General features: G+C 56.4%; 18 protein-coding genes and 2 tRNA genes. 5 read left to right on the plus strand and 15 right to left on the minus strand.

Annotated elements, in window-relative coordinates; all coding sequences use genetic code 11:
• Window positions 1-58: 58 nt before the first annotated feature.
• Window positions 59-283 carry a YgdI/YgdR family lipoprotein gene (locus C7M51_RS12840; protein WP_160622146.1) on the minus strand — a complete coding sequence of 75 codons (225 nt, stop codon included), beginning with the start codon at window positions 281-283 and terminating at the stop codon, window positions 59-61.
• Window positions 284-492: 209 nt separating this feature from the next.
• On the opposite strand from C7M51_RS12840, the gene csdA reads away from it, so the two are divergent.
• Together csdA and csdE are read left to right on the plus strand one after the other, a co-directional pair.
• On the plus strand, window positions 493-1698 hold the full coding sequence (csdA, locus tag C7M51_RS12845) for a cysteine desulfurase CsdA (RefSeq protein ID WP_160622147.1): 1206 nt from the start codon (window positions 493-495) through the stop codon (window positions 1696-1698).
• Between the two features lie 5 nt (window positions 1699-1703).
• Window positions 1704-2165, plus strand: a complete 462-nt coding sequence (gene csdE / locus C7M51_RS12850) for a cysteine desulfurase sulfur acceptor subunit CsdE (RefSeq protein WP_160622148.1) — start codon at window positions 1704-1706, stop codon at window positions 2163-2165.
• Here csdE and tcdA read toward each other — a convergent pair.
• Together tcdA and mltA are read right to left on the minus strand one after the other, a co-directional pair.
• Window positions 2128-2931 carry a tRNA cyclic N6-threonylcarbamoyladenosine(37) synthase TcdA gene (tcdA, locus tag C7M51_RS12855; protein ID WP_160622149.1) on the minus strand — a complete coding sequence of 268 codons (804 nt, stop codon included), beginning with the start codon at window positions 2929-2931 and terminating at the stop codon, window positions 2128-2130. The two genes, csdE and tcdA, sit on opposite strands and share 38 nt — an antisense overlap.
• A 56-nt stretch (window positions 2932-2987) precedes the next feature.
• The gene (gene mltA / locus C7M51_RS12860; RefSeq protein ID WP_160622150.1) at window positions 2988-4139 is read right to left on the minus strand and encodes a murein transglycosylase A; all 1152 of its coding nucleotides are present in this window, start codon (window positions 4137-4139) and stop codon (window positions 2988-2990) included.
• Window positions 4140-4341: 202 nt separating this feature from the next.
• Here mltA and C7M51_RS12865 point away from each other — a divergent pair.
• Both C7M51_RS12865 and C7M51_RS12870 read left to right on the plus strand, forming a co-directional pair.
• A tRNA-Met gene (locus tag C7M51_RS12865) sits at window positions 4342-4418 on the plus strand.
• Window positions 4419-4468: 50 nt separating this feature from the next.
• Window positions 4469-4545 (plus strand) — tRNA-Met (locus tag C7M51_RS12870).
• A gap of 93 nt (window positions 4546-4638) precedes the next feature.
• Here C7M51_RS12870 and amiC read toward each other — a convergent pair.
• Entirely contained in the window at window positions 4639-5883 is a 1245-nt protein-coding gene (gene amiC / locus C7M51_RS12875) for an N-acetylmuramoyl-L-alanine amidase AmiC (RefSeq protein WP_160622151.1), read from the minus strand.
• 233 nt (window positions 5884-6116) lie between these two features.
• Here amiC and argA point away from each other — a divergent pair, with 233 nt between their 5' ends.
• On the plus strand, window positions 6117-7445 hold the full coding sequence (argA, locus tag C7M51_RS12880) for an amino-acid N-acetyltransferase (protein ID WP_160622152.1): 1329 nt from the start codon (window positions 6117-6119) through the stop codon (window positions 7443-7445).
• 34 nt (window positions 7446-7479) lie between these two features.
• Here argA and recD read toward each other — a convergent pair whose 3' ends face one another.
• The 11 genes from recD to ptsP all read right to left on the minus strand — a co-directional run bounded on the left by recD (window position 7480) and on the right by ptsP (window position 25451).
• A complete protein-coding gene (gene recD, locus C7M51_RS12885) occupies window positions 7480-9324 on the minus strand; it encodes an exodeoxyribonuclease V subunit alpha (protein ID WP_160622153.1) in 1845 nt (614 codons plus the stop codon).
• Window positions 9321-12863, minus strand: coding sequence for an exodeoxyribonuclease V subunit beta (recB, locus tag C7M51_RS12890; protein ID WP_160622154.1), 3543 nt, complete (start codon window positions 12861-12863; stop codon window positions 9321-9323). Before recB ends, recD begins: the two co-directional genes overlap by 4 nt.
• Window positions 12860-15751, minus strand: coding sequence for a pitrilysin (gene ptrA / locus C7M51_RS12895; RefSeq protein ID WP_160622155.1), 2892 nt, complete (start codon window positions 15749-15751; stop codon window positions 12860-12862). Before ptrA ends, recB begins: the two co-directional genes overlap by 4 nt.
• Window positions 15752-15882: 131 nt before the next feature.
• Window positions 15883-19272 (minus strand): exodeoxyribonuclease V subunit gamma, encoded by a 3390-nt coding sequence (gene recC, locus C7M51_RS12900; protein ID WP_160622156.1) that lies wholly within the window; start codon window positions 19270-19272, stop codon window positions 15883-15885.
• Between the two features lie 97 nt (window positions 19273-19369).
• Window positions 19370-19669 (minus strand): prepilin-type N-terminal cleavage/methylation domain-containing protein, encoded by a 300-nt coding sequence (locus C7M51_RS12905; RefSeq protein WP_160622157.1) that lies wholly within the window; start codon window positions 19667-19669, stop codon window positions 19370-19372.
• Window positions 19659-20069, minus strand: a complete 411-nt coding sequence (locus C7M51_RS12910; RefSeq protein WP_160622158.1) for a DUF2509 family protein — start codon at window positions 20067-20069, stop codon at window positions 19659-19661. The genes C7M51_RS12905 and C7M51_RS12910 overlap by 11 nt, the downstream gene beginning before the upstream one ends.
• Before the next feature lie 14 nt (window positions 20070-20083).
• Window positions 20084-20629 (minus strand): prepilin peptidase-dependent protein, encoded by a 546-nt coding sequence (locus tag C7M51_RS12915; RefSeq protein ID WP_160622159.1) that lies wholly within the window; start codon window positions 20627-20629, stop codon window positions 20084-20086.
• Complete coding sequence (locus tag C7M51_RS12920; protein ID WP_160622160.1) at window positions 20620-21084, minus strand: prepilin-type N-terminal cleavage/methylation domain-containing protein; 465 nt, start codon at window positions 21082-21084, stop codon at window positions 20620-20622. The genes C7M51_RS12915 and C7M51_RS12920 overlap by 10 nt, the downstream gene beginning before the upstream one ends.
• Window positions 21085-21374: 290 nt before the next feature.
• A complete protein-coding gene (gene thyA, locus C7M51_RS12925; RefSeq protein WP_160622161.1) occupies window positions 21375-22169 on the minus strand; it encodes a thymidylate synthase in 795 nt (264 codons plus the stop codon).
• Window positions 22166-23041, minus strand: a complete 876-nt coding sequence (gene lgt, locus C7M51_RS12930) for a prolipoprotein diacylglyceryl transferase (protein WP_160622162.1) — start codon at window positions 23039-23041, stop codon at window positions 22166-22168. The genes thyA and lgt overlap by 4 nt, the downstream gene beginning before the upstream one ends.
• Window positions 23042-23204: 163 nt before the next feature.
• The gene (ptsP, locus tag C7M51_RS12935) at window positions 23205-25451 is read right to left on the minus strand and encodes a phosphoenolpyruvate--protein phosphotransferase (protein WP_160623647.1); all 2247 of its coding nucleotides are present in this window, start codon (window positions 25449-25451) and stop codon (window positions 23205-23207) included.
• Window positions 25452-25463 lie beyond the last annotated feature (12 nt).

Raw genomic sequence — 25463 nt, forward strand, 5'->3', positions numbered from 1 at the left:
TCTGTCCATAGTGATTTTAACAGCACCGCAAACTGCGGTGCTTTTTTTTGGCTGTGATTTACTGTCCCATCTCAACCATTTCTTTCACATCAGCGCGGTTAATCTGCTGTTCATTGCCATAGGCGTCTTTATAGCTGATCATACCGGTATCGTCATCTACCATAGGCTTACCATCGGCAACAATGGTGCGACCGTCATTGGTGTGCATCACGTAATTGCTGGAGCAGGCTGCTAAAGTAAAAGTCATGGCGCAAGCGGTCAGTACTGCGGCGAGTTTTTTCATTTTCATCTCCTTGCAGATCAAATGCGATAACCCCTCCGCCTGGGTCATTAACGTCTCTTTTGCAGCGGATAGTATGACGCGGCAGAGGGTAAACAGTTTAAACCTTGCCTATTGAGCATAACGGGTTTTTGCTGTATCGCCAGCAGCTTAGCCGAATTTCGTTCTGCTCCTGGGGCGCTAAAGCCATACACTTATCGAATGAGAACAGCATGACCCTATTTAATCCTGCACAGTTTCGCCAGCAGTTTCCGGCGCTGGCCGATGCGGGCGTCTATCTGGACAGCGCCGCCACCGCGCTAAAGCCGCAGGCGGTCATTGACGCAACGCAGCATTATTACAGCCTGAGCGCCGGCACCGTTCACCGCAGCCAGTATGCCGCCGCGCGTAAACTCACCGAACGCTACGAAAGCGCCCGCACCCAGGTTGCCCGGCTGATCAACGCGCCTGATGCACACAACATCATCTGGACGCGCGGCACGACCGAAGCGATTAATCTGGTAGCCCAAAGCGCGTTACGTCCTCTGTTACAACCAGGCGATGAAATTCTGGTCAGCGAAACGGAGCATCATGCCAACCTGGTCCCCTGGCTGATGGTGGCCCAACAGAGCGGTGCGCGCGTGGTGAAATGGCCGCTGGGCGCGGATCGGCTGCCCGATATGGCCCAGCTCCCCGCCCTGCTGAATGAAAAAACGCGCCTGCTGGCGCTGGGGCAAATGTCTAACGTCACCGGCGGCCTGCCCGATCTGGCGCAGGCGATACGCCTTGCTCATGCCGCAGGCGCAAAAGTAATGGTAGATGGCGCACAGGGCGTGGTGCACTGTCCGCCTGACGTGCAGGCGCTGGATATCGATTTCTATGCCTTTTCCGCTCACAAACTCTACGGCCCGATGGGTATTGGTGCGCTGTATGGTAAAGCGGAGCTGCTGGAAGCGATGTCGCCCTGGCAGGGCGGCGGCAAGATGCTGAGCCAGGTCGATTTCTCTGGCTTTACGCCGCAGCCGGTTCCCTGGCGATTCGAGGCGGGCACACCGAACGTGGCGGGCGTTATCGGCCTGAGCGCGGCGCTGGAGTGGCTGGAAAATATCGATATGCAGGCGGCGGAACGCTGGAGCGGTAGCCTGGCGACGCTGGCGGAGGAACAGTTACAGCAGATTCCCGGCTTCCGTAGCTTCCGCTGTGGCGCATCCAGTCTGCTCTCTTTTGATATCACCGGTTTGCACCACAGCGATATCGTCACGCTGCTGGCAGAAAGTGGCGTAGCGGTGCGCGCCGGTCAGCACTGCGCCCAGCCGTTAATGGCGGCGCTGGGCGTCAGCGGCACGCTGCGTGCCTCTTTTGCGCCCTATAACAATTTACAGGATGTCGATGCGCTGGTGCGCGCCATCCAGAATGCTGTCACTCTACTGGCCGAGTAACGATTATGACGCTTATCGCCCCGCATCCCTTTGCTGAACTGATTACCGTAACGTCGCTGAAAGAGAAGTTTGCCGCCTGTCACGGCTGGGAAGAGCGCTATCGCCAGTTGATTCTGCTGGGGAAACAGCTGCCGCCGCTGCCGGAGGCGTTAAAAAGCGCTGAAATTGAGCTGAGCGGCTGTGAAAACCGCGTCTGGCTTGGACATCAGCGCCTGAGCGACGGCACGCTGCATTTCTATGGCGACAGTGAAGGCCGCATTGTGCGCGGCCTGCTGGCGGTATTGCTCACCGCGGTGGAGCGGCAGCCTGCTGATGTGCTGCTGGCACAGGACCCGCTACGGCTGTTTGATGAGCTGGGTCTGCGCGAGCAGCTCAGCGCCTCACGCAGCAGCGGGCTGGATGCACTGGCGCAGGCGGTGCGCGCAGCGGCTAGCGCTGACGTGCCGCCTTCGCCATCATCTTCTTAAGCACGTGCGACACCGCCATAAAGCCAAAGGTGGCCGTTACCATGGTAGCGGCCCCGAAGCCGGAGGCGCAGTCCATCCGTTTTGGTCCTTCCGCCGTGCTGCGTGAAGCGCACACGCTGCCGTCCGGCTGCGGATAAACCAGCGCTTCGGTAGAGAACACGCAATCAATACCCAGTTTGCCTTTGCTGTTCTTTACTACGCCAAAGTCATGCTTCAGGCGTTCACGCAGCTTAGCCGCCAGCGGATCCTGAATGGTCTTCGCCAGATCGGCAACCTGGATCTGCCCCGGATCGATCTGCCCACCTGCACCACCGGTGGTCACTACCGGGATCTTATTACGCCGACACCAGGCGAGCAGCGCCGCCTTAGGTCGTACGCTGTCAATGGCGTCGATTACATAGCTGTAGCCTGCGCCCATTAGCTCGGCGGTATTATCGGGCGTAATAAAATCATCCACGCAGTGCACCGTGCATTCCGGATTGATCGCCAGCATGCGCTCCGCCATCACTTCCGTCTTCGCCTTGCCGACGTTACCCTGCAACGCATGAATCTGCCGGTTGGTATTAGTGACGCAGACATCGTCCATATCGATCAGCGTAATGGTGCCGATGCCGGTACGCGCCAGCGCTTCCGCTGCCCATGAGCCAACGCCGCCAATACCAATAACGCAAATATGCGCGTCGGCAAAAAGCTGCAATGCGTCCTGACCGTAGAGACGCGCCGTTCCGCCAAAGCGCTGCCGCCAGGCGTCAGAGAGAACTCTCATCAATTAACCTTTGTTGATTTACTGTCGGCGGGCCAGAGCGGCCCGCGACGAGAAGTTTACTGGCTGGCGTTAACCAGCATCGCACCATTATGGCCATTTTGCGCATTACTGAACAGCGTGCTGCCCGTACCGGGCGCAGCGCGCAATACCCAGACACGCCCATAATGATTAAAGAACCCTGCCATATGGCCCGCTTCCGGACCGATGCCCTGATAGATATCGAAGTGCTGGCCTTTAATTGCGCCACCCACATCCAGCGCCACCATCAGACGCATTTCATACTTGCCGGTAAATTTGCCGTCCTGATTCAGCAGCGGCACCTCCGCCAACAGCACCGTTCCCGGCGGGATAAGCGAACGATCCGCCGCCACCGCTGCTTTGGCAATCAGCGGCACCGCGCTGGCACCACGTACCGGCGTAAAGTTTTCCGGTTTGAAGAAAACGAAAGAGTTATTGGTTTCCAGCAGTTCGCGCACTTCCTGCGGGCTGTGTCTGTCAGCCCAGGCGCGAATCGCCTGCATCGACATATCTTCCCGTTTCACTTCACCGCGATCGATCAGCTCTTTGCCCACGCTGTGATAGGCCCAGCCGTTTTTACCCGCATAACCGAAAAACATTAGCGGACGCCCATCGCCGTAGTCAACGTAGCCGCTGCCCTGCACGTCCATAATAAAGTTATCCATCAGCGAATTGCTGTAGCCGATGATATAGCGATCGTCCAGCGCGCCGCCGTAGATTTGCGCCCGGCTCGGCAGCTTGCGCCCTTTACTGCGCGGTGGCATGCGGTAAAGTGGATACTGAAATTCGCCCTGTCGCGTATAGCGCGCCTCAATCACCGGCGTGTAATAACCGGTAAACTGTACGTTACCGTAGTTATCCACGCCTTCCATTTGATACGCATCGAGACCAAACAGCCGTAGCTGGCGCGTGTCTCCGCCGGAGAGCAGCCAGTTTTCAATCGCGCTGTAGGTATCACTTTGCTTGCGATATAAAGAAGAAGAGGCGAAGCGGATTTCACTGACCTGATCGCCAAAATCTTTACCGTTTACCGGACGCCCTTTAGCGTTCGGCTGATTCACCAGCGTCAGTGGCTGATCGATTTTACCATCTATATATTGCTGACCGCGATCGGTCGGCTTAGAGGAACATCCTGCCAGCAGCGCCAACAGCGCGCCGGTTGTCACATACGTTGCCCAACGTCCTTTCATTCTCTTCTCACCTCAGCTGCCTGCCGGGCAAGATAGCAAAGGGGTTATGAGAATGAAATGCGTTGTCAGAAAAAGAGTCATCGATATTGTTTAAGAAAACAACAGTTCGGGGAAATATTCAACAGACAGTAGAAACTTCCTAACTAATACCCAAAAAAGGGTTGCATCATAAATCGGTAAGAGTATAGTGCGCATCCACGGACGCGGGATGGAGCAGCCTGGTAGCTCGTCGGGCTCATAACCCGAAGGTCGTCGGTTCAAATCCGGCTCCCGCAACCAATTAAGCAGTACACAGTAAGCTTGTCGTGACGGAAGCGACAACATCCGGACGCGGGATGGAGCAGCCTGGTAGCTCGTCGGGCTCATAACCCGAAGGTCGTCGGTTCAAATCCGGCTCCCGCAACCAATCATTAAAACACCCTTCAGGGTGTTTTTTTGTATCTGGCGTTTATTAAAGCGAACCGGAGCGAATGGTAAGCCTCCTCTCCGGCCCGGTAAACTATTTATGATGCGCCAGCGCCGCCCCTTTTGAGAAATAAGCCTTAATCCCGCTCAAAATCGCCTCTGCTACCTGCTGCTGATAGCGGGCAGTACGCAACTTGCGCTCCTCTGCCGGATTACTGATAAACGCGGTCTCTACCAGTATCGAGGGGATATCTGGCGCTTTTAATACCGCAAATCCCGCCTGATCGACGCTGTTCTTGTGCAGATGGTTAATTTTCCCTATCCGCGTCAGCACCTCTTTGCCGAATTTCAGGCTGTCGCTGATAGTCTGACGCTGCACCATATCGAACATCGTATGATCAAGATAGCGATCGCCGCTTTTGCTGACGCCGCCAATTAAGTCAGATTCATTCTGCGTCTGGGCGAGAAAACGCGCCGCCGCCGAGGTAGCCCCTTTGGTTGAAAGCGCAAACACCGAAGAGCCACGCGCCGCACGGCTGGTAAAGGCGTCAGCATGTATCGAGACAAACAGATCCGCCCGCTGTTTACGTGCTTTTGCCACACGTACCTTAAGCGGAATAAAGACATCTTCATTGCGCGTCATGTAAGCACGCATATTCGGCTGTTTATCGATTAGCGCCTTCAGACGACGCCCGATTTGCAGCACGATATCCTTCTCTTTGGTTTTATGCAGACCATGCGCGCCGGGATCCTCACCGCCATGGCCCGGATCGATCATGATAACGATGGGGCGATCGCGCCCTGCTCTGCCAGGCAACGGCGCTTCCGCAGGCTGCGTGCGCCCCAGATCGCCCTGGTTGTAATCTTTCAGCAGCGCCAGCAGCGGATCGTCCTGACTGTCGTAGGCACCATAAAGATCGATGACCAGACGATGTTTAAAACCGGCAACCGGAGAGAGCGTAAACAGGCGCGGCGCTACATTTTGTTTCAGTTCCAACACGATGCGTACCGTGTTGCGATCGAACTGACCGACACGCGCCGTTTTAATAAAGGGATCGTTTTTCTGTACCAGTTGCCCAACGCCTTTCAGCACGTGATTCAGCTGCAGGTGCTCAATATCAATCACCACCCGATCGGGATGGCTGAGCGCAAACTGCTTATATTTCAGGGGCACGCTGGATTCAATCGTCAGGCGAGAATAGCTGGAAGAGGGCCAGATACGCACCGCCACAATATGACTATTGGCCGCCAGCCCTACCCGACTGACGCTCAGTAACCACATCGCTCCAGCGCCTTGCAACAGCCGACGACGGCTGATAACGGGTTTTATCTCGGACATGCCGCTCCAGATACTGTGTTCTGTCTAAAAAAAAGCCAGGGAAAAAAAATGTGGCGAAAACTTTAACCTATTCACTTTTGCACTGTCACCCGGAAAAAGCCATAAAATGCAGCCTGTTAACCTTATCGGCAGATTGTATAAGGTGTTAAATTGCGGTAAAAGCCGCTTGCACTCTTCGCAGCAAAAGAATAAAAATACAAAAAAACCGAATATTCATGCAAAGAGGGTCTGCCGTGAAGGAACGTAGCACTGCACTGGTTCAGGGTTTCCGTCATTCCGTTCCCTGGATCAACGCCCACCGGGGAAAGACATTTGTCATTATGCTTGGCGGCGAAGCCATTGAGCATGAAAACTTCTCCGGCATTGTGAACGATATTGGACTGCTGCACAGCCTCGGTATCCGGCTGGTGGTGGTTTACGGTGCCCGGCCACAGATTGATGCCAGCCTGGCGGAGCATCAGCTGGAGCCGGTTTATCACAAACATACACGTGTTACCGATGCGCAATCGCTGGAACTGGTGAAGCAGGCGGCTGGTCAGCTACAGCTCGATATCACCGCACGTCTTTCCATGAGCCTGAGCAATACGCCGCTACAGGGTGCGCATATTAATGTCGTTAGCGGCAACTTCGTTATCTCACAGCCGCTGGGCGTCGATGACGGCATCGATTATTGCCACAGCGGACGCATTCGCCGCATTGATGAAGAGGCGATTCACCGCCAGCTTGATAATAATGCCATCGTACTTATCGGCCCGGTAGCCGTCTCGGTGACCGGCGAAAGCTTTAATCTCACCTCAGAAGAGGTGGCAACCCAGCTGGCGATTAAGCTCAAGGCGGAAAAAATGATCGGTTTTTGCTCAGAACAGGGCGCAACCGATGATGAAGGCAATATTATTTCCGAGCTGTTCCCCAACGATGCGCAGGCGCGTATTGAAACGCTGGAGCAGCGGGGCGATTATCTTTCCGGCACGGTGCGCTTTCTGCGCGGCGCGGTAAAAGCCTGCCGTAGCGGCGTGCGGCGCAGTCACCTTATCAGTTATCAGGAAGATGGCGCCCTGTTGCAGGAGCTCTTCTCGCGCGACGGCATCGGTACGCAAATCGTGATGGAATCAGCGGAACAGATTCGCCGCGCCACCATCAATGATATCGGCGGCATACTGGAGCTGATTCGCCCGCTGGAACAGCAGGGCATTCTGGTACGCCGTTCGCGCGAGCAGCTGGAAATAGAGATCGATAAATTCACGATTATCGAACGCGACAATCTGACTATCGCTTGCGCGGCGCTTTACCCTTTCCCCGACGAACAAATTGGCGAAATGGCCTGTGTAGCGGTACATCCCGACTATCGCAGCTCATCGCGCGGTGAAACGCTGCTACAGCGCATCGCGTTACAGGCACGTCAGCTGGGGCTGAAAAAACTGTTTGTATTGACCACCCGCAGCATTCACTGGTTTCAGGAGCGCGGCTTCACGCCGGTGGATATTGAACTGCTGCCGGAAAGCAAAAAGCAGATGTATAACTATCAGCGCCGTTCAAAAGTGCTGATGGCCGATCTGACCTGACGCTCTGGCGCTCCGTGCCAGAGCCACAAAAGCATTAAAAATCAGGCGTACTTAACCGTTCTACTAAACCGCTGCGCCGCTGCGTACGCACCGCTACCGCACGCGCAAAGATTTGCCGATCGGTATAAAGCGTCAGCTGACGGCGCGCACGCGTAATAGCGGTGTAAACCAGCTCGCGTGTCAGCACCGGCAGATAATGATTTGGCAATACCAGCGCGGTATGGTCAAATTCAGAGCCCTGTGATTTGTGCACCGTCATTGCCCAGGCGGTATCGTGTGGCGGCAGGCGACTTGGCTGCACCGCCTTAATCGAACCATCCGGCAGCGGAAAATAGACTTTCAGCGTATGGCTGGCATCATTCATCGCCACGCCGATATCGCCGTTAAACAGCCCCAGCGCACTGTCGTTACGTGCGATCATTACCGGACGGCCGATATACCAGCGGCTCTGCGCCAGCGGGCGGCGAATTCGCCGCAGCTTCAGCAATAAACGTTCGATACGCTCATTGAGCCCCGCAACGCCAAACGGCCCCTCGCGTAACGCACACAGTAGCCGGTAGCGGGAGAAAGCGGCCAGCACCGCTTCCGGCGCCGCACCGTGCTGGAGCAAAGAGAGATATTCTTCATAACCCGCTACGCCCTGCTCCAGCAGCAGCTGATAATGTTCAGCGCTGCTCAGCTCGCTATGGCGAATATCCTCGAAACCGGCACGGAATACCTTGTCCGCCGCATGTGCATCCCCGGCGTTAACCGCCTGCGCCAGTTGTCCAATGCCGGAGCGGGCATCGAAACGATAGCTTTTTCGCAGCAGACAAATGCTGTCGCGCACGTTGGGCATCCCTTCGCCATCCGCACCATCCAGCTCACAGCCGGTTAGCTGATGCAGCTGCCTGGCTCGTGCCACGCTGTAGCCCGCTTCGGCACAGCGGCAAATATCACCCAGCACCGCGCCCGCCTCTACCGAAGCCAGCTGATCGCGATCGCCGAGAAAAATAACGCGGGCATGCGGCGGTAAAGCGGCGATCAGATTAGCCATCATCGGTAGATCCACCATCGAAGCTTCATCCACCACCAGCACATCAAGGTGCAGCGGATTACCCGCATGGTAACGCAGGCGCTGGCTATTCGGCTGCGCTCCCAGCAGGCGATGCAGCGTTGTCGCCTCTTCGGGAAACGCGGCGCGCTCCGCTTCACTTAATCCCAGGCTGTGCAATGCTTTGCCCAGCGACTCCGTCAGGCGTGCCGCCGCTTTGCCAGTAGGCGCTGTCAGCCGGATACGCATTTTTTGCTGCGAAAGCCGGATCAGTGCCGCCAGCAGCTTAGCAACGGTAGTGGTTTTTCCTGTGCCCGGTCCACCGGAAATGACGGAGATATGGCGCGTAATCGCTACGGCGGCGGCGATTTTCTGCCAGTCGTCAGGACGATCGCCAAACAGCTCGTTTAACACCCGCTGCACATCGGCATGATCAAACGCGGGCGCAGGCTGTTCGGCAGCAATAAAGCGCGCCACGCTGCCTTCGCCACGCCACATACGGTGCAGGTAGAGCCGCTGCTGCGCCAGCACCAGCGGCGTCGGTTTTGAGCCATCGCTTACCGCATGGCTTTGCTTTAGCAAACGCTCCCAGTCTTCCGGTTCTCCTGCTGCCTGCCAGATCTCCGCCGCCAGCTCCGACTGACGGCCGTCAAACAGCCGCCCATCGCGAAAATGATCGAGCGGCAAACAGACATGCCCTTCTCCCGCTTCGGCACTGACACAGGCCGCTGCCAGCATTAAGGCGGGCTGCGTATCATCCGCCAGCATATGGGCGAACTGTAAATCCAGCGCGCGTATCAGACGTTTTTCTACCGCTTCGCGCAACAACTCGCTCATTTTTCTCATTTCGCCTCCACCTTGTCTCCACTAAACAGGCTATCCAGCGCCATGACAAAATCAGCGGAAGGACGATGATGAAACACACCGTTTTCACTGGCGCTACCGTCCATTCCACGTAAAAACAGATAAAATACGCCACCAAAGTGACGTTCATAATCGTAATCTGCGACACGATGACGCAAATAGCGGTGCAGCGCCAGCGTATAAAGCTGATACTGCAAATCGTAGCGGTGGCTGATCATCGCCTCGCCCATCGCCTGCGGCGTATAGGCCGCGCTCTCTTCGCCCAGCCAGTTCGATTTATAATCGAGCAGATAATATTTATCCTGCCAGCAAAAGACTAAATCGATGAAGCCTTTTAACATGCCCTGTACCTGCTGAAAATTCAGCTCCGGTGCGCGCGCCGACAGCGGATCGTGCTGGCGCATTACCGCATCGAGCGCTGGCGCAGTTAGCAGCTGATGCATCGGCAGATAAAATTCCAGCTCAACCAGATAACGCCCTGGCGCCAGCTGTGCGAGGCTAACGCCGTTCTGATGCAGCGGCGTTTGCAGTACGCGCTGGATCCAGTCGCAAAGCATTGGTAGCCACTGCTCGCCAAAACCTGCCAGCTGGAGCTGTTCCGCCAGCCATATTTCATCCGGCGGCTGGCTGAAATCGATCGTTTCAAACAGGCCGTGCAAAAAAGTACCCGGCGAAGCGCCGCGTGGGAAAGTGTGCGGTGTTAACGCAGGTGCAGCAACGTCCGCCGTCTCGCCTGCGGCATCAATATCAAAACGCGGCGTTAAATCGAGCGCCACTGACGGCCCGTGCTGTTGCAGACCGGAGTAGCTGGTTACGCGCCAGTTATCCTGTAACGGACGCGAAATGACCGGGCTGGTTAGCTCCGGCAGGCCTTCGCCCTCCGGCTGCCAGCTGCCTTCTTCCACTCCTTCCGGCATGGTTACCGCTATCGCATCATTACTTAACGCATACAGCGCCTGCTGTAATGCACTGGCACTTAGCGCCTCTCCACGCTGAATCAGATAGCCGATGGCACTTTTATGGAGATCGCTGTTACCCTCTTTTTTACGGTTCCCCTTAATCAGCGGAGCAATACCGATGCTGCAATGATAAACAGAGCGGGTCAGCGCCACGTAAAGCAGACGTAAATCCTCCGCCAGCCTTTCCTGCTCGGCTAATTCAAGGCTCTCTTCATCATCACTGAGATCCAGCAACGTCTGAAACGTTTTACGATCGTGATACAGCCCCTGCGTCGCTTCACGGAAATTTGCGGCAAAAGGCAGCCATACCAGCGGATATTCCAGCCCTTTCGATTTATGGATCGTCACGATTTGTACCAGGTGACGATCGCTCTCCAGACGTAGCTGCTGGCTGGCTGCCTGATGATTAGGCTGCGCAATTTGTTGCGCCAGCCAGCGCACCAGCGCATGTTCGCTGTCCAGCTGCGCAGAAGCCTCCTGTAACAGCTCGCCCAGATGCAGCAGATCGGTCAACCTCCGCTCGCCGCTCTCCGATGCCAGCAGATTTTCCGCGATATGTCGCTGTTTCATGAGTTCACGCAGCATCGGCAGCACGCCGCGCTGCTGCCAGCGCAGACGATAGGCAGCAAACTCTTCTACCAGCGCATCCCAGCGCTCTTCATTCTGGCTCATGGCGTCAATGGTGGCAGCATCCAGCCCAAGGATACTGGTCGCCAGCGCGCTGCGCAGCGTACGTTCCAGTTCCGGTGCCAGTACCGCCTGCAACAGCCACAGTAGCTCGCGTGCTTCGGGGGTGGTAAAAACGCTGTCGCGATTAGAAAGGTAAACCGAGGGAATATTAAGTCGGTTCAGCGCGTCGCGTATGACCGCCGCCTCATTACGACTACGCACCAGTACGGTAATATCGGCGGCGCTGACCGGCCTGCGCTCGCCCTGTTTGCCAATCAGCGCTTCACCACGCAGCCCCGCCTGTAACCAGTGCAGAATCTCAGCGGCACACTGGTTTGCCATCCATTGTTGGTACTCACTAACCCCTACGCCATCACCGGGCCGCAGCCAGAAGCGCAGCGCAGGCTGTTGCGCACCGTCAAGCTGAAAGGCACGCGTTTCATTAGGCGGTGCGGCATTCACCTCAATAAAGGGAATTTGATTAAACAAAAAGGGGTTATCCAGCCGGGAAAAAAGCTGGTTTACGCTGGCTACCATCGCTGGCGATGAGCGCCAGTTGGTATCCAGAGTATAGTGTGCGCTAACTTCACCACGCGCCCGCATATAGGTAAAGATATCAGCGCCGCGAAACGCATATATCGCCTGTTTGGGATCGCCAATCAACAGCAGGGCGTTTTCCGGCTGCCTCATGTAAAGGCGGCGGAAGATACGATACTGCTGCGGATCGGTATCCTGGAATTCATCAATCAGCGCAACCGGATAGCGGGAACGAATCGCCTCTGCCAGCATATCACCCTCCGGCTGGTGTAGCGCTTCATCAAGGCGGCTCAGCAGATCGTCAAAACCCAGCAATGCACGTAGTTTCTTCTCACGGCGCGTTGCCAGACGAATTTCTTCCAGCGCCCGGGCAATGACCAGGTCGCGTAGCGACAACGGCTCAGAGAGAAAGGTGTCAACCGCCTCAAACAACGCATGGCGCGGCGGCTCGCCTTTTTTGGTTTTCTCCAGCAGCACACTCTGTCGAAAGCGCGCTAAATCCTTAGGCACCGTATAGCTCTGCGTTTCTTCAGCAACCCAGACGGCGATGTTATCCAGCCAGTTAGGTAAGTGCTTGCTACTATAACTACGCTTGTCTACGCCCGATTTTTCAATCAGCTCGCGCAATTCGCCTGCCGCCATACGCCACTGCGCCTTCAGCGCGTCGATGCGTGCCACAATTTTCTCATGGCGTTGCGCCAGGGTTTCTTCACCGTTGGGCGCATATTTTAACGCGGGCGATTCGCCATGCAGCCAGGGCGTCAGAGTCGCCAACAGTTGCTCCGGCCCGGCCCACTCCTGCGCAATAACTTTCGCAATCGCCAGTGGCAGCGGATAACAGTGACGCCGCCAGAAATCGGCTGCGGCCTGGCGGCGCAGCGCAGACTCGTCTTCAATCAACTGTTGTTCAAACAGCATGCCTGATTCAAAGGCGTTCATATTCAGCATGCGCTGACAAAAGCCGTGAATAGTAAAAATCGCCGCCTCATCCATCTGGCGCTCAGCCGCCAGCAGCAGCGCAGCGGCGTCAGCGGGATCGTTAATTTCGTTCAGCAGCGCTGCCAGCATCGGATTACTGCTGCTACCGCGCACGCAGGCCAGCCGTAGCTCATGAATATTCTGTCGGATACGACCGCGCAGTTCAGCGGTTGCCGCTTCGGTAAAGGTTACCACCAGGATTTCTTCAACCGAGAGCGGACGATGAAAGGCATGTTCCTGCCCAAGGCCAAGCAACAGCCTCAGATAAAGGATGCCAATAGTAAAAGTTTTCCCCGTTCCTGCTGATGCCTCAATAAGCCGCTCCTGACGGAGCGGCAGCGTCAGCGGATCGAGCCGCTGCGGGTTGGTATCACTCATTTTTTCTCGCTTGTCACCGGCAACGATTGTTGCAGGCTGCTGACGTTCGGCCAGGTTTTCCAGCCCTGCGGTGTTGCGTAGTCAGCTTTATCATGCTGGTTGCCGGAAACCTGTGACAGCATCGCCAGGCCCTGCTTAGCAATCACCGCCCGGTGGAAATAATCCGCCAGGCTCTGTGGCGTCAGCGCTTTAATCTGTTCAATGACCTTGTCACGCGAATCAAAGGCGTAGTTTTCCCGGTCAAAATCTTTGCTGTAACGTCCCGCCTCTTCATCAAGCGTTTGCGGACGCTGCTGTAGTTCATTAATCAACGCGGCCTGGTACTGAGCAAAATCCTGCTGGTTTATTGCGCGCAGACGCCGCTCGGCCTCAGGATAAAAAGCTTCATAGCGTTGCAGCAGCAGTGCAGGCTGTTTGCTGTTACTTTGCAGCAGGAAGCCGATGCCCCATTGACGCCCTACCGGGATCTGGAAGGTAAACAGGGCGTAACCGAGCTGTTCCTGTGTACGTAGCTGGTTATAGAACCAGGGCTGGATAATCTGGCTTAACAGCACGCTGTTGGCGATGCTTTGATATTCGCTGTAGCCCGTCGGCACATACACTGCGGCCAGCGCGGAATCGCTACTGCTGCCCGTTTTTTGCAGGTTCGCACGCAGCGGCTGTTTCACCGTAACGTACTCGTTATGCCACCAGCTATCTCCCTGGCAGTTAAGCTGCCGTTTGACCTCACGCGCCAGCGTTTCCACCTGCTGCGGTGTCATATTGCCTACTACCAGCATCTCCGGCGTTGCCTGTTCCAATAGCATGCGACGGTAATCGATTAGCTCCTGCAAACTAATGGAGGCCAGCAGCTTACGCCGCTCGCTGCGCTCGGTATAGGGCAGCTGTGACAACATCTGCACCGGCTGTATTGCCAGTTCAAAAGCTTTGCCTTTTTCCGCCGCGTCAAGCCGCTCTTTATACCAGGATTTCGCCTGCTCCAGTAGATCTTCCGTTGGCGTATAGCTGGCATAGCCATCCAGCAGCGTCGTCAGCAACTTTGGCAAATGCTGAGTAAAACCACTGGCAGAGACAGTGACGCCATCATTTTGGCTGGTTGAGAAGCTGATTCCGCCAACCGCCGCCTGCGAGCTAAGTTCATCCAGCGCCACGCCCGCCAGATAATCATTCAGGGCGAACAGCACCTGATTACGTGCGCTATTCATCGCCGCCTTATTGCGCAGCGCCAGCGTAATGTTGGCTTTGGGTTCGCTGGCGTAATAGCGGCTCGGCATATAAAACACACGCAGGCCGGGCTTGTTTATCAGCTGCTGTGGATGCGTGAACGGCTTATCTGACGCTGGAATCAGGCTGAAATCATCGGGAATATAGGGATTCAGCGTGGGTAACGTCAGCGAAATAGTCGCGGCGGTCTGCTGCCAGCGCTGGAACAGATCGGCGCTGATTTTATCCACCTGGTAAGGCGCATTAACAAAATAGGCCGTCTTGTTATGCGGCTCGTCGGGACTGATATACCAGATACGCGCATTCTGTGGCGTCATACCAGACAGCCGCGTGCGAATCTCCGCCGGATCGTAGCGATCGGCAAGATAAGGCGCATCCAGCGTATGCTCTATCGGCACGCGCAGCATGGTATCGACCAGCCATTCGATATAATCCATATCGCGGGTAATGGAGGGATAACGGTAATCAATTTCCAGCACGTGCGCCATTTCATCGAAATAGCGTTTATCGATGCCCTGCTGACGCAGCAGATCGAGATAGCTGAAAATTGCCGCCACTACGCGATCGCGCTGGGCCAGACCTTTATCCGTCAATGAGACGTTTATCGCGAATACGCCGCCGTTACGTACGATCATCGGATCGGCACCGGCATCTACCGAGTCAGCCAGCCCCTGACTTTGCAGCCAGTCCGAAAGGGTATTTTTGCTGCGGTTCCCAATGAGATAGCTGATAAGAGTATCGGTTTTACTGCGGAACCTATCGCTGTTGTTATCAATGCGAAACTCAACCCGCAGCTGTTTGCGCGGCTGCGCAGGCACATAGTGAATAATGATGCCTTTTTGCTTATCAGTAACTACCGGCACGTTAATAACCGGTACGCTGGCCTGATGGTTCTTTACCCGACCAAAAGTTTGCGCAGCGATGGCAGCCAGTTCAGGTAGCGGTTTGTTACTGTAAATTACCGCTTTCATCAGGTTCGCCGAGTAGTGCTGTTGATAAAACGCACTCAGCGCGCCGTGCAGTTTACTGTCAGGTTTATCACTTAGCGTTTCCAGGTTGCCACCAGAAAAACGAGCGGCGGGGTGAGCCGGATTCAGGGTCTCAGCCCCAACCTGCCCGATACGGTGACCGTCACGCGAACGCGCCATGGTCATTTCCGCATTAACCGCATTGCGTTCCCGATCGGCATTAACCGGATCGAGCAGCGGTTCCGCTATCGCGTCCGCCAGGCGATCAACGGCGGGTGCCAGCGCGTCATTTTCCACTTCCAGATAGTAAGCGGTGCGATAAGAAGCGGTGCTGGCGTTATGGCTGCCGCCGTGCTTTTTCAGGAATTCCGCCAGGTTATCAGGCTGCGGATAGCGTTTCGAGCCCATCAAGACCATATGCTCAAGATAGTGAGCTAACCCAAGCTGCTTATCGGGATCGTCCAGCGAACCAATGGGCAACGTCAACGCCGCCAGTGATTTGGTAGCCTGCGGATCGGAAACCAGTAATACCGTCATGGCATTATCCAGCCGGATAGCCTGATAGTGACGAGGATCTTTGTCGCTTTTATTGATCGTTTGTTCGATCGGCTGCCAGCCCTGCTCGGCTCTGGCGACCTGGCCGGAAATCGTGAACATCAATAGCAGACTGGCTGTCCAGACAGCGTACTTTCGCATGTATACCCCTTGAGTTTTATCCTTTCCTTTTCCAACGCGCATTCCGCTGGTCAAAGCAACTATCACAAATTAACGGGTTAACGCTCACTATTACCGGACCGCAGTATTACCTCCCCTCACTGACGGCCCGGCTACTCATCGTTTTTCCGCGTATCGCTGCGGTTAAAGCGCAACAGCGGCAGCAGCCACTGTTCAGCGGCGGCACAAATGGCATCCAGCTGGGGCGCTTCCAGCGTACGGAATAGCCGTTGCAGATAGGGATCGCTCCCCTCGCCTTCCTGCTGGTAGTTACCCTGCCATGCAGTAAGCAGCTTCGCCTTTGCTTTAGCCTGTGTCGCCTCATCCATCAGCATCAGATCGTTTTTGGCATCGTAGCTTGCCTCCAGCCAGGCACCGCCGGTTTTCGGCAATAGCAACAACGGCGCGCACATGCCGTCGCGGTAGCCTTCCACATAACCAGCCAGCCAGGTTTGCGCCTGCTCCGGTGCAATAGCGTCAAAGCTCCATCGGCTCTCTTTACGCCCCAGCATATGGCTCTGACCCTGCCCGCCCATAGCGCACCATGTCAGATGCTCCAGCCACAGCGCCAGACCATCGGCAAAATTCAGTACGCCCGGACGCCAGCGCAGCAATCCGCTCTGTTGTACCTGCGGTAGCCAGCCGTTTAGCCGAACACCCGCCGCCGTCAGATCGATCTCCAGGCTGCGGCTCTCATCGCGTAGCTCCCTGACCTGTTCAGCCAGCGGCGTCATCTCCTCCTGTTGCGTTTGCCAGAACAGTTCGCCAAAGGCACCGTAAGGCAAAACGCCTGCCGCCCGATGATGATGAAACAGCCGCTGCGTATCCTCTTCTTCAATCAGCGCGTTCAGCAACTGCGCGTTAATCTGGTAGCGATCGAGCGCATCCAGCACAAACGGCTCGGCATCCGGCAGTTCGGTCTGCTCCAGCGCGAAGCTGACGCCAAGACGCAGAGTAAAAAAGGCACGCACCGGATGACGCCAGAAGCGTAACAGCTGCTCAAAGCTCAGTTCACTAAGGGCAAGCGGCGGCAACGGCTGCATAAACGGCGGATGGGGTTCACCGCTGCCGCGTGCTGCCGGAAGCCATTCATGGGCGAAGCTGCGATATTCAGACTGCGGCGCAAAGTTCTGCGGATCGAACGGCATACGGCTGTGCAGGCAGTGCAGATGCGCCAACACTCGCTGAGCGCTACTGTCCACATCCTGTTCTTCATCCTCCGGCAGATGAAAGCTTTGTGCAATGTAGTCCACCAGTTCAGTGACCAGCACGGAGGGATATCGTTCCGTATTATCCTGAATCGATCGCCCGATATAGCTGATATAGAGGTGTTGCTGCGCCGACAGCAGGGCTTCCAGAAACAGAAAACGGTCATCATCGCGGCGACTGCGATCGCCTTTTTGCGGCTGCTGCGCCATCAGATCGAAGCCCAGCGGCGGCAGCGTACGCGGATAAATGCCGTCATTCATCCCCAGCAGACACACCACGCGAAACGGCACCGAACGCATTGGCATCAGGGTGCAAAAATTAACCGGCCCCGCCAGAAAACGCTGGCTGATCCGCTGCTGATCGAGCCGTGCAGCCAGCTCATCACGCAACAGCGTCGCCGGTACGGCATCGTCGTAGCGCGCCTGTAACCCGTAGGCCATGACCTGCTGCCACTGCTCTTCAATTATCATCAGCGCCGCATCGGTATTTACGTCAGCGGCAAAGAATACCTGTAACATTTCACGGCACAGCGGCTGCCAGTCAGTGAGCGCTCGCGGCTGGGCGAGGATCTGACGCCAGTGGTTAAGCTGCATCAGCAGCTCCGCCAGATTCCCCGCCAGCTCAGCGATCAGGCCGCTTGATTCATCGTAAGGCAGAATACCGTCCCAGTGCCCATGCTCGCTTTCCATCGCGTAGCCGAGCAGCATACGAGTGATTCCGAAGCGCCAGGTATGCTGGCCGGTGGGCGGCAGTTCCAGCTCTCGCACGTTGTCATCATCCAGCCCCCAGCGAATACCTGATTCCTCAACCCACATGCGCAGACGACGCAGTCCCTCTTCATCAATGGCAAAGCGGGCCGCCAGCGCCGGAACCTCCAGCAACGCCAGCACCTCTTCGCAGGCAAAGCGGCTTTCCGGCAACCCAAGCAGGTTGATAAACGCCATAATTGCCGGATGGGCAAAGCTGGCGCGCCGATCTGATATAGCAAAAGGCAGGTAGCGATCCGCGGGCGCATTGCCAAATACCGCCTGGATATAGGGCGTATAGGCATCGATATCGGCCACCATAACGATAATGTCACGCGGCGTCAGCGTCGGATCTGCTTCCATCATCGCCAGTAGCCGATCCTGCAACACTTCAACTTCGCGCTGCGGGCTGTGGCAGACATGCACCACAATGGAACGATCCTGCGGATCGAGGCGTCGTTTTTTATGGCTGCTGTTCAGCTCTTCGGCGCTCAGGCCAATGACCGCGTTATCCTCCAGCTCCAGCAGATCATGCTGCATCGCATGCAGCAGCGTATCGTCAGGCACCTCAACAAAGGCGTCAATTTCACGCGCCTCCATCTGCGCCAGCAGATAAAGGTTATCGCGCCCCAGTTTGCCCCATGAGGCGAGCAGCGGGTTAGTCAGCTGCTGTTCGCCCGCATCGTTAAACAGCGAGGACGCCTGCTCTGGATCGCGAAACAGCGCGATTTCTTGCTGTTGTTGGTGATGGCGTCGACGGCGACTTTGCAGCTTCGCCAGGAAAGCGTAATCCTGGATATCGCCCCAGTAGTGGCGACAGGGATTAGTAAACAGCAGATGAATATCGATATGTTTACCCAGTGCCTGTAGTGCCTGCAGATAAACCGGTGGCAGCGCCGAAATACCGCAAATAAAGACGCGATCGGGCAGGCCCGCCGGACGTTCACTGCTGTTTTCCAGCTTCTGAATGAAACGGGCGTAGAGGTTGGCACGATGCCATTCCGGCTGCCCCAGTTCGCGGGTATATTCCACCAGCCTGGCCCAGAGCGGTGCCTGCCACTGCTGCGCTTCGCCCAGCCCTTCAATAATTTTGCCCTGCTGCCAGCTGTTTAACCACTCCGGACGGTAAACCAGATACTGGTCATAGAGATCGGCGACACGTGAGGCAAGCTGGAACAGCTTGCGTTTATCATCGTCGTCGTTGAGGTAGTGCTGTAACGGGCGAAACGCCTCTTCCCGCAGCAGGCCCGGCAGCAGCGTCATTAGCTTCCAGCTCATGCTGGCTTTATTAAAAGCGCTCTCTTTAGGAATGCCGGGCAGTACGCGTACAAACATATCCCAGATAAAGGTGGCTGGCAGCGGAAAGGCGATGTTGGCAGCGATGCCGAACTGCTGCGCCAGCTGCATTTGCAGCCACTGCGCCATACCGGGACTTTGCACCAGCACCACTTCAGACTGAAAAGGATCGCGTAACGGTTCGTTCTCAATCAGATACGCCGCCAGCGACTTCAAAATATCGAGCTGGTTGGAGTGATAAACCGTAAACATGTTGGCTCCTGTTCAGTGCTGCTACTGCGCGTTAGCGCGGGGACACTCTACCCCTTACATTCACTAATGCAACCGCGACGCTTAAAAAGCGCAGAAATCACTCATTACAGCGCAGCAGGCTCAGCTTCACGGCAGGCACGCCGGGACGTGAGACCTTTGTCTGCCAGAGCTGACAACCTTCCGGGCCGGGCTGTTGTTGCAGGCTGCTCTGCCAACCCGCTGGCGTGTCGCCCTGTAGACGCCGGGCGGCAACGCGCCACGCCTCGCGCTGCTGCCATTGCCGATAAAAGCCCTCCGTCAGCCTGTGCTGATAATGCAACAGCGCAGTTAAACTCATGGCTAACAGCAGCATCGCCAGCAGCGTTTCTGTAAGGCTAAAACCCTGTTCAGCGTGCATCGGGCGTACAGGCCTCAGCGGTAGCAAGCGGGCAAAAATCAAGCCAGCCGTGTGCCACCGGTAGCCAACGCGTCTTTCCATTACGCCGTAACCACTGCCACAGCGCCAGCGCCTCGTCCGGCTCTCTCAGCGCCGATCCACGCAATAGTGCTTCGTCATTGTCCAGCATCAGCAGGCAGGCTCGCCAGCCAAAGTGGGATTGCAGCTGACATTGCCAGCCGTTGTGCAACCGCCAGTCAAGACGTTCTCCCCAGGCCAGCGCCGATAAAGCCTGATGATAATCAATCAGATAGCCTCTTTCATCCGCAACCAGCGACAGTGACGCGTCAAGCTGCTGGCGCGTGGCATGCAGCAATGCGGAACCCAGCAGCAGTACCAGCACAACCATCGCTATCGCCATGCCGCCGCGCTGGCTCAGGGCTGATTGTGGGTGCTGATCAGGCTGTGCAGCGTAACGGGCGCATGCGGAAATGGCAACGCTGCACCGCCAAGCGTCAGCACCAGCTGTGTATCGCCCTGGGTCATTTCCAGCGTATGGATAATGAGCGTTGTCGGGTCGGACAGGCTCTCCCATCCACCGCCTTCGCAGCTGGCAACGCCGCGCTGCATTTCCAGCCGCTGTTTGCGCAAGCGGTATCCGTACCATTCACTTTCCTCCTTTTCCGGCCCTTCCCAGCGGCCATTGCTGTTTTCGTCCCATCTGACCAGCAGGCAGTGCGGGCGTATAATCAGCGATGGGCCTTCACAGCTGCCGTGACAATAGCCTGCGCGACGCACGGCTTTCTCCAGCACGTTCACCATCTGCTGGAGCTCCTCTTGCAGATATACCTGGTTTTGCAGCTGTAAATTCTGCCGCTGTAGCTGCGGCAGCAGGCGCAACGCACCCAGCATCAGTATGCCGCTCAACGCCATCGCAACCAGCATCTCCGGCAGGCTAAATCCAGCGCTTTTTACAGGCATGTGCTGGCCTTACACAGCCGGATTCGCCCGCGGGCGGAAATAATGATGCGCCAGCGCAATGTGCCTTCACCAAAGAGAATATGCCCGGCTCTGGCGACATTACGTCGACCATAGAAGCCCGGTTTGCCTTCGATCGCGAAAATGTGAACCTGCGAATGTGGCGCCAGCAGCTGCATTCGCTGCCCAGCGCGACAGCCTGACGGCGGCACCGCTCCGCTGCCCAGACACCAGCGATCGCCTGCCAGTAGCCATAACGGGCGATCCTGGTTATGCCAGCCAGCCCAAACGCGCATACTGTGCAAAAACTGTTGTAGCTGTAACGCCGTATCACGCATACGTTGCTGCTGCTGCCACTGCTGCCAGCCAGTGAGCGCCGCTATACTTAGCAGCCCAACAATGGTTAGCGTTATCAGCACTTCCAGCAGGGTAAATCCCTGAAACTTGTCCTTTTTCATACCGACATTGTGCCGAACTAATCTCAGCGTGCTATCTCCTGTGGCTTCCTTTGCGTGGCGGCTTCCCACATTTTTTCGCCGTTACAAAACGCTTAATAGCGAATGCGATAAGGCTCGCAAAGCTGCTCCGGCGCGCTGGCTGACCCTGGAGTAAGTCATCGGGTTAAAGACACGGAAGCGATCGCAGAGCGTGATAGCTGGAACTGGAAGGTAAAATCAGACAAGAGGCGCAGGCACAGCTGCAAAGGAAGAACGCCAGCGGCGCGGATGACGCGGCTGGCGTGCCAGAGTTATACCGCTACCGGAGCCTTAATGGCAGGATGCGGATCGTAACCTTCAATCTCAAAATCCTCGAAGCGGTAATCAAACAGCGAGGCGGGCTTGCGCTTGATCACCAGTTTCGGCTGCGGGCGCGGCTCACGCGTCAGCTGTAAGCGCGCCTGTTCCAGGTGGTTGCTGTAGAGGTGAGTATCACCGCCAGTCCAGACAAAATCACCCGGCTCCAGATCGCACTGCTGCGCCATCATATGCACCAGTAGCGCGTAGCTGGCAATGTTAAATGGCAGACCGAGAAACACATCGCAGGAGCGCTGATAAAGCTGGCAAGAGAGTTTGCCGTCCGCCACGTAGAACTGGAAAAAGGCATGGCACGGTGCCAGCGCCATCTCATCCAGCTCGCCGACGTTCCAGGCGGAAACGATAATACGGCGCGAATCGGGATCGTTTTTCAGCTGCTTCAGTACCGTTGCCAACTGGTCAATCTGACGCCCATCCGCCGCTCCCCAGCTGCGCCACTGTTTGCCATATACTGGCCCCAGATCGCCATTTTCATCGGCCCATTCATCCCAGATCGAGACGTTATTTTCCTTAAGGTAGGCGATGTTAGTATCGCCTTTCAGGAACCACAGCAGCTCATGAATGATGGAGCGTAAATGGCAGCGCTTGGTGGTAACCAGCGGAAAACCATCCTGCAAATTGAAGCGCATCTGGTGACCAAAAATCGACAGCGTGCCGGTACCGGTACGATCGTTTTTCGGCGTGCCCTCGTTCAGCACTTTTTCCATTAACGCCAGATACTGCTTCATTTTTGTTCACCTGTTTGTAACTGTGGACGACGACGATACGCCCAAATCATCATAATCACGCCGGCCAGAATCATCGGAACCGACAAAATTTGTCCCATGCTGATGCCACCAAACAGGCCCAGCTGGGCATCGGGCTGACGGAAGAATTCCACAATAATACGGAACGCACCGTAGCCGATTAAAAACAGACCGGAAACGCTGCCCATCGGACGCGGTTTACGAATAAAGAGGTTCAGGATAATGAACAGCACCACGCCTTCCAGCAGCAGTTCATACAGCTGTGAAGGATGACGCGGCAGAACTCCATAGGTTGCCAGCAGCGATTGCCACTCAGGATGCGTTGCCACCAGCGCCACATCTTCGCTACGCGAACCGGGAAACAGCATCGCCCAGGAGAAATCGGGTGCCACGCGGCCCCAGAGTTCGCCGTTGATAAAGTTACCCAGACGACCGGCACCCAGCCCAAATGGGATCAGCGGAGCGATAAAATCTGACACCTGGAAAAAATGGCGTTTGGTACGACGCGCAAACACCAACATCACCACGATAACGCCAATCAAGCCGCCGTGGAACGACATGCCGCCATCCCAGACCTTAAACAGATAGAGCGGATTATCCAGAAACAGCGGCAGGTTATAAAACAGCACATAGCCGATACGGCCACCGAGAAAGACGCCGAGAAAGCCCGCGTAGAGCAGGTTTTCTACTTCCTCTTTTTTCCAGCCGCTGCCGGGTTTATTGGCACGACGTACCGCCAGCCACATCGCAAAAACAAACCCCACCAGATACATCAAACCGTACCAGTGCAGGGAGATGGGGCCGATGGAGAAGATCACCGGATCGAATTGGGGGAAAGCCAGATAGCTATTCATCTTTCACCATTTAAGTCATCCGTCCACGGGCTGGACGCTGGATAGTTCACTCCATGCGCGCCGCGTAAAGCGCAGCGCTACTCAGCCAGGAAAAACCGGCCGGGCATGATAGCATAGCCGTTTTCTGACAGATCTATGGAAATGTAAACGCGGATAAACCGCTTCAGAGACCGCCGCGAATCAGGCCGCCTAAACCGCGCCGCTCCATAAAGGCGGCGATTTGGTTACGCACCTCGGTAGCCGTTTGCGCCTGTAAGCTACGTTCGCTCAGCGCCTGCGCTTCTGCGCTATCAATATGGCGCAGCAGGTACTTCACGCGCGGCACATTTTTACCGTTCATGCTGAGATGGTGATAGCCCAACCCAACCAGCACCACCACGCACATCGGATCGCCCGCCATTTCACCGCACAGGCAAAGATCGATCTTCGCCTCGCGCGCCGCTTCCGCGATCGCTTTCAATGCCTTCAGCATCGCCGGATGCAGTGAGTCATACAGGTTTGCCACGCGGGTGTTGTTGCGATCGACTGCCAGCAGATACTGGGTAAGATCGTTAGTGCCAACCGAGACAAAATCGACGCGAGAGGCCAGATGCGGGATCATAAACAGCATCGACGGCACTTCTATCATAATGCCGATACGCGGCCTGGGGATGGCGTAGCCCAGCATCTCCTCCACTTCCAGCGCCGCACGATCGATCAGGCGCCGCGCCTCATCAACCTCATCAATGCTTGTGATCATCGGCAGCAGAATACCGAGGTTGCCGCTGGCGGCGTTGGCACGCAGCATGGCGCGCACCTGCACCAGAAAGATCTCCGGCTGATCGAGCGTCAGGCGGATACCGCGCCAGCCCAGACAAGGGTTCTCTTCGCTGATCGGCATATAGGGCAGCTGTTTATCCGCACCGATATCAAGCGTGCGCAGCGTTACCGGCTTATTGAGAAACAGCTGTAGCATGCCCTGATACTGTGCCACCTGCTCCTCTTCGGAGGGGAAGCCGTTTTGCAGCATAAACGGGATTTCGGTGCGGTAAAGGCCGATGCCATCCACCCAGCTATCCATCGCCCGCTCATGTTCGGCACTAAGGCCCGCGTTAAGCATTATCTGGATGCGCTCGCCGCTTTTTAATTCGACCGGCTGTTCTACATCATCCTCTGCCAGCCTGCTCAGCGCGTTTTCTTCGCTGACCAGACGCTGATACTCCTGGATCAATACCGGCTCAGGATCGATCAACAGCTCGCCGCGATAGCCATCAACGATCAGCAGCCGCTTGTTGAGCAGATCCGGCAGGATATCGGCTCCCATCACCGTCGGGATCCCCATTGCCCGCACCAGGATCGCCGCGTGCGAGTTCGCCGCGCCATCGCGCACTACCACGCCCGCCAGACGCTCCTGCGGCAGCTCCGCCAGCGTAGTCGCCGTTAGCTCATCGGCCACCAGTACAAAGCGCTCCGGCCAGGCATTGGTGCCCTGTAACGTATCATCAAGGTGAAACAGCAGCCGCTGACCAAGCACGCGTAAATCGCCCGCACGCTCGCGCAGATAGCTGTCCTGTAAGCTGGCAAACTGGGCGGCAAATTTTTCGATCACTTTCTTCACTGCCCATTCCGCTACCGATCCGCTCTCGATCTCGGCAAAAAGATCCTGCTTGAGGCGGGCATCGCTTAACAGGTGGGAGTAAAGATCGAAGATCGCCGCGCTCTCTTTCTGTACGCTGGCGCTAAAACGTTTACTGAAGCGGCGAAATTCGTTGCTCGCCTCGCTCATCGCCAGCGACAGCCGCTCGCGTTCGCGTCCGACATCGAGCGTTGAAGCGGCAAAAACATGTTCCAGCGAAGGCTGGGAGTTATCCACCCAGCCGGGAGCCACCGCAACGCCTGGAGCGGCCGCCAGCGCACGCACGCGCTTCTGACGAAACTGCCCGAACAGCTGGCTAAGCTGGGACTGGGTGATCAACGTCGCCATCTGCGTGGCAAGAGTAACCAGGAAGGATTCTTCGCTTTCGTCGAACTGGCGATGCTCGCGCTGCTGCACAACCAGCACGCCAAGCAGCTGACGGCGCGTAATAATAGGGACACCGAGGAAGGAACGGAAACGCTCCTCCTTTACCGAGGGGATATATTTAAAGCTGGGATGACTCTGAGCATCAGCAAGGTTAATCGGCTCCGCCAGCCGCCCAACCAGCCCGACGACGCCCTGATCGAAAGCCAGCGTGACGATCTTGCCGCGCGGCTTTTTCAGCCCACGCGTCGCCATCAGGTAATAGCAACGACGCTCGTGATCGGCGAGATAAATGGAGCACACTTCGGTTTCCATAGCGAAGCAGATTTCATTCACCAGGATTTCCAGCGCCTCATCAAGGCGCGGCGCGCCAGCCACTTTCTCTACAATCTCACGCAACTGAGTCAGCATCATCAGCGTGGC

Source organism: Mixta intestinalis (assembly GCF_009914055.1).
Classification (GTDB): domain Bacteria; phylum Pseudomonadota; class Gammaproteobacteria; order Enterobacterales; family Enterobacteriaceae; genus Mixta; species Mixta intestinalis.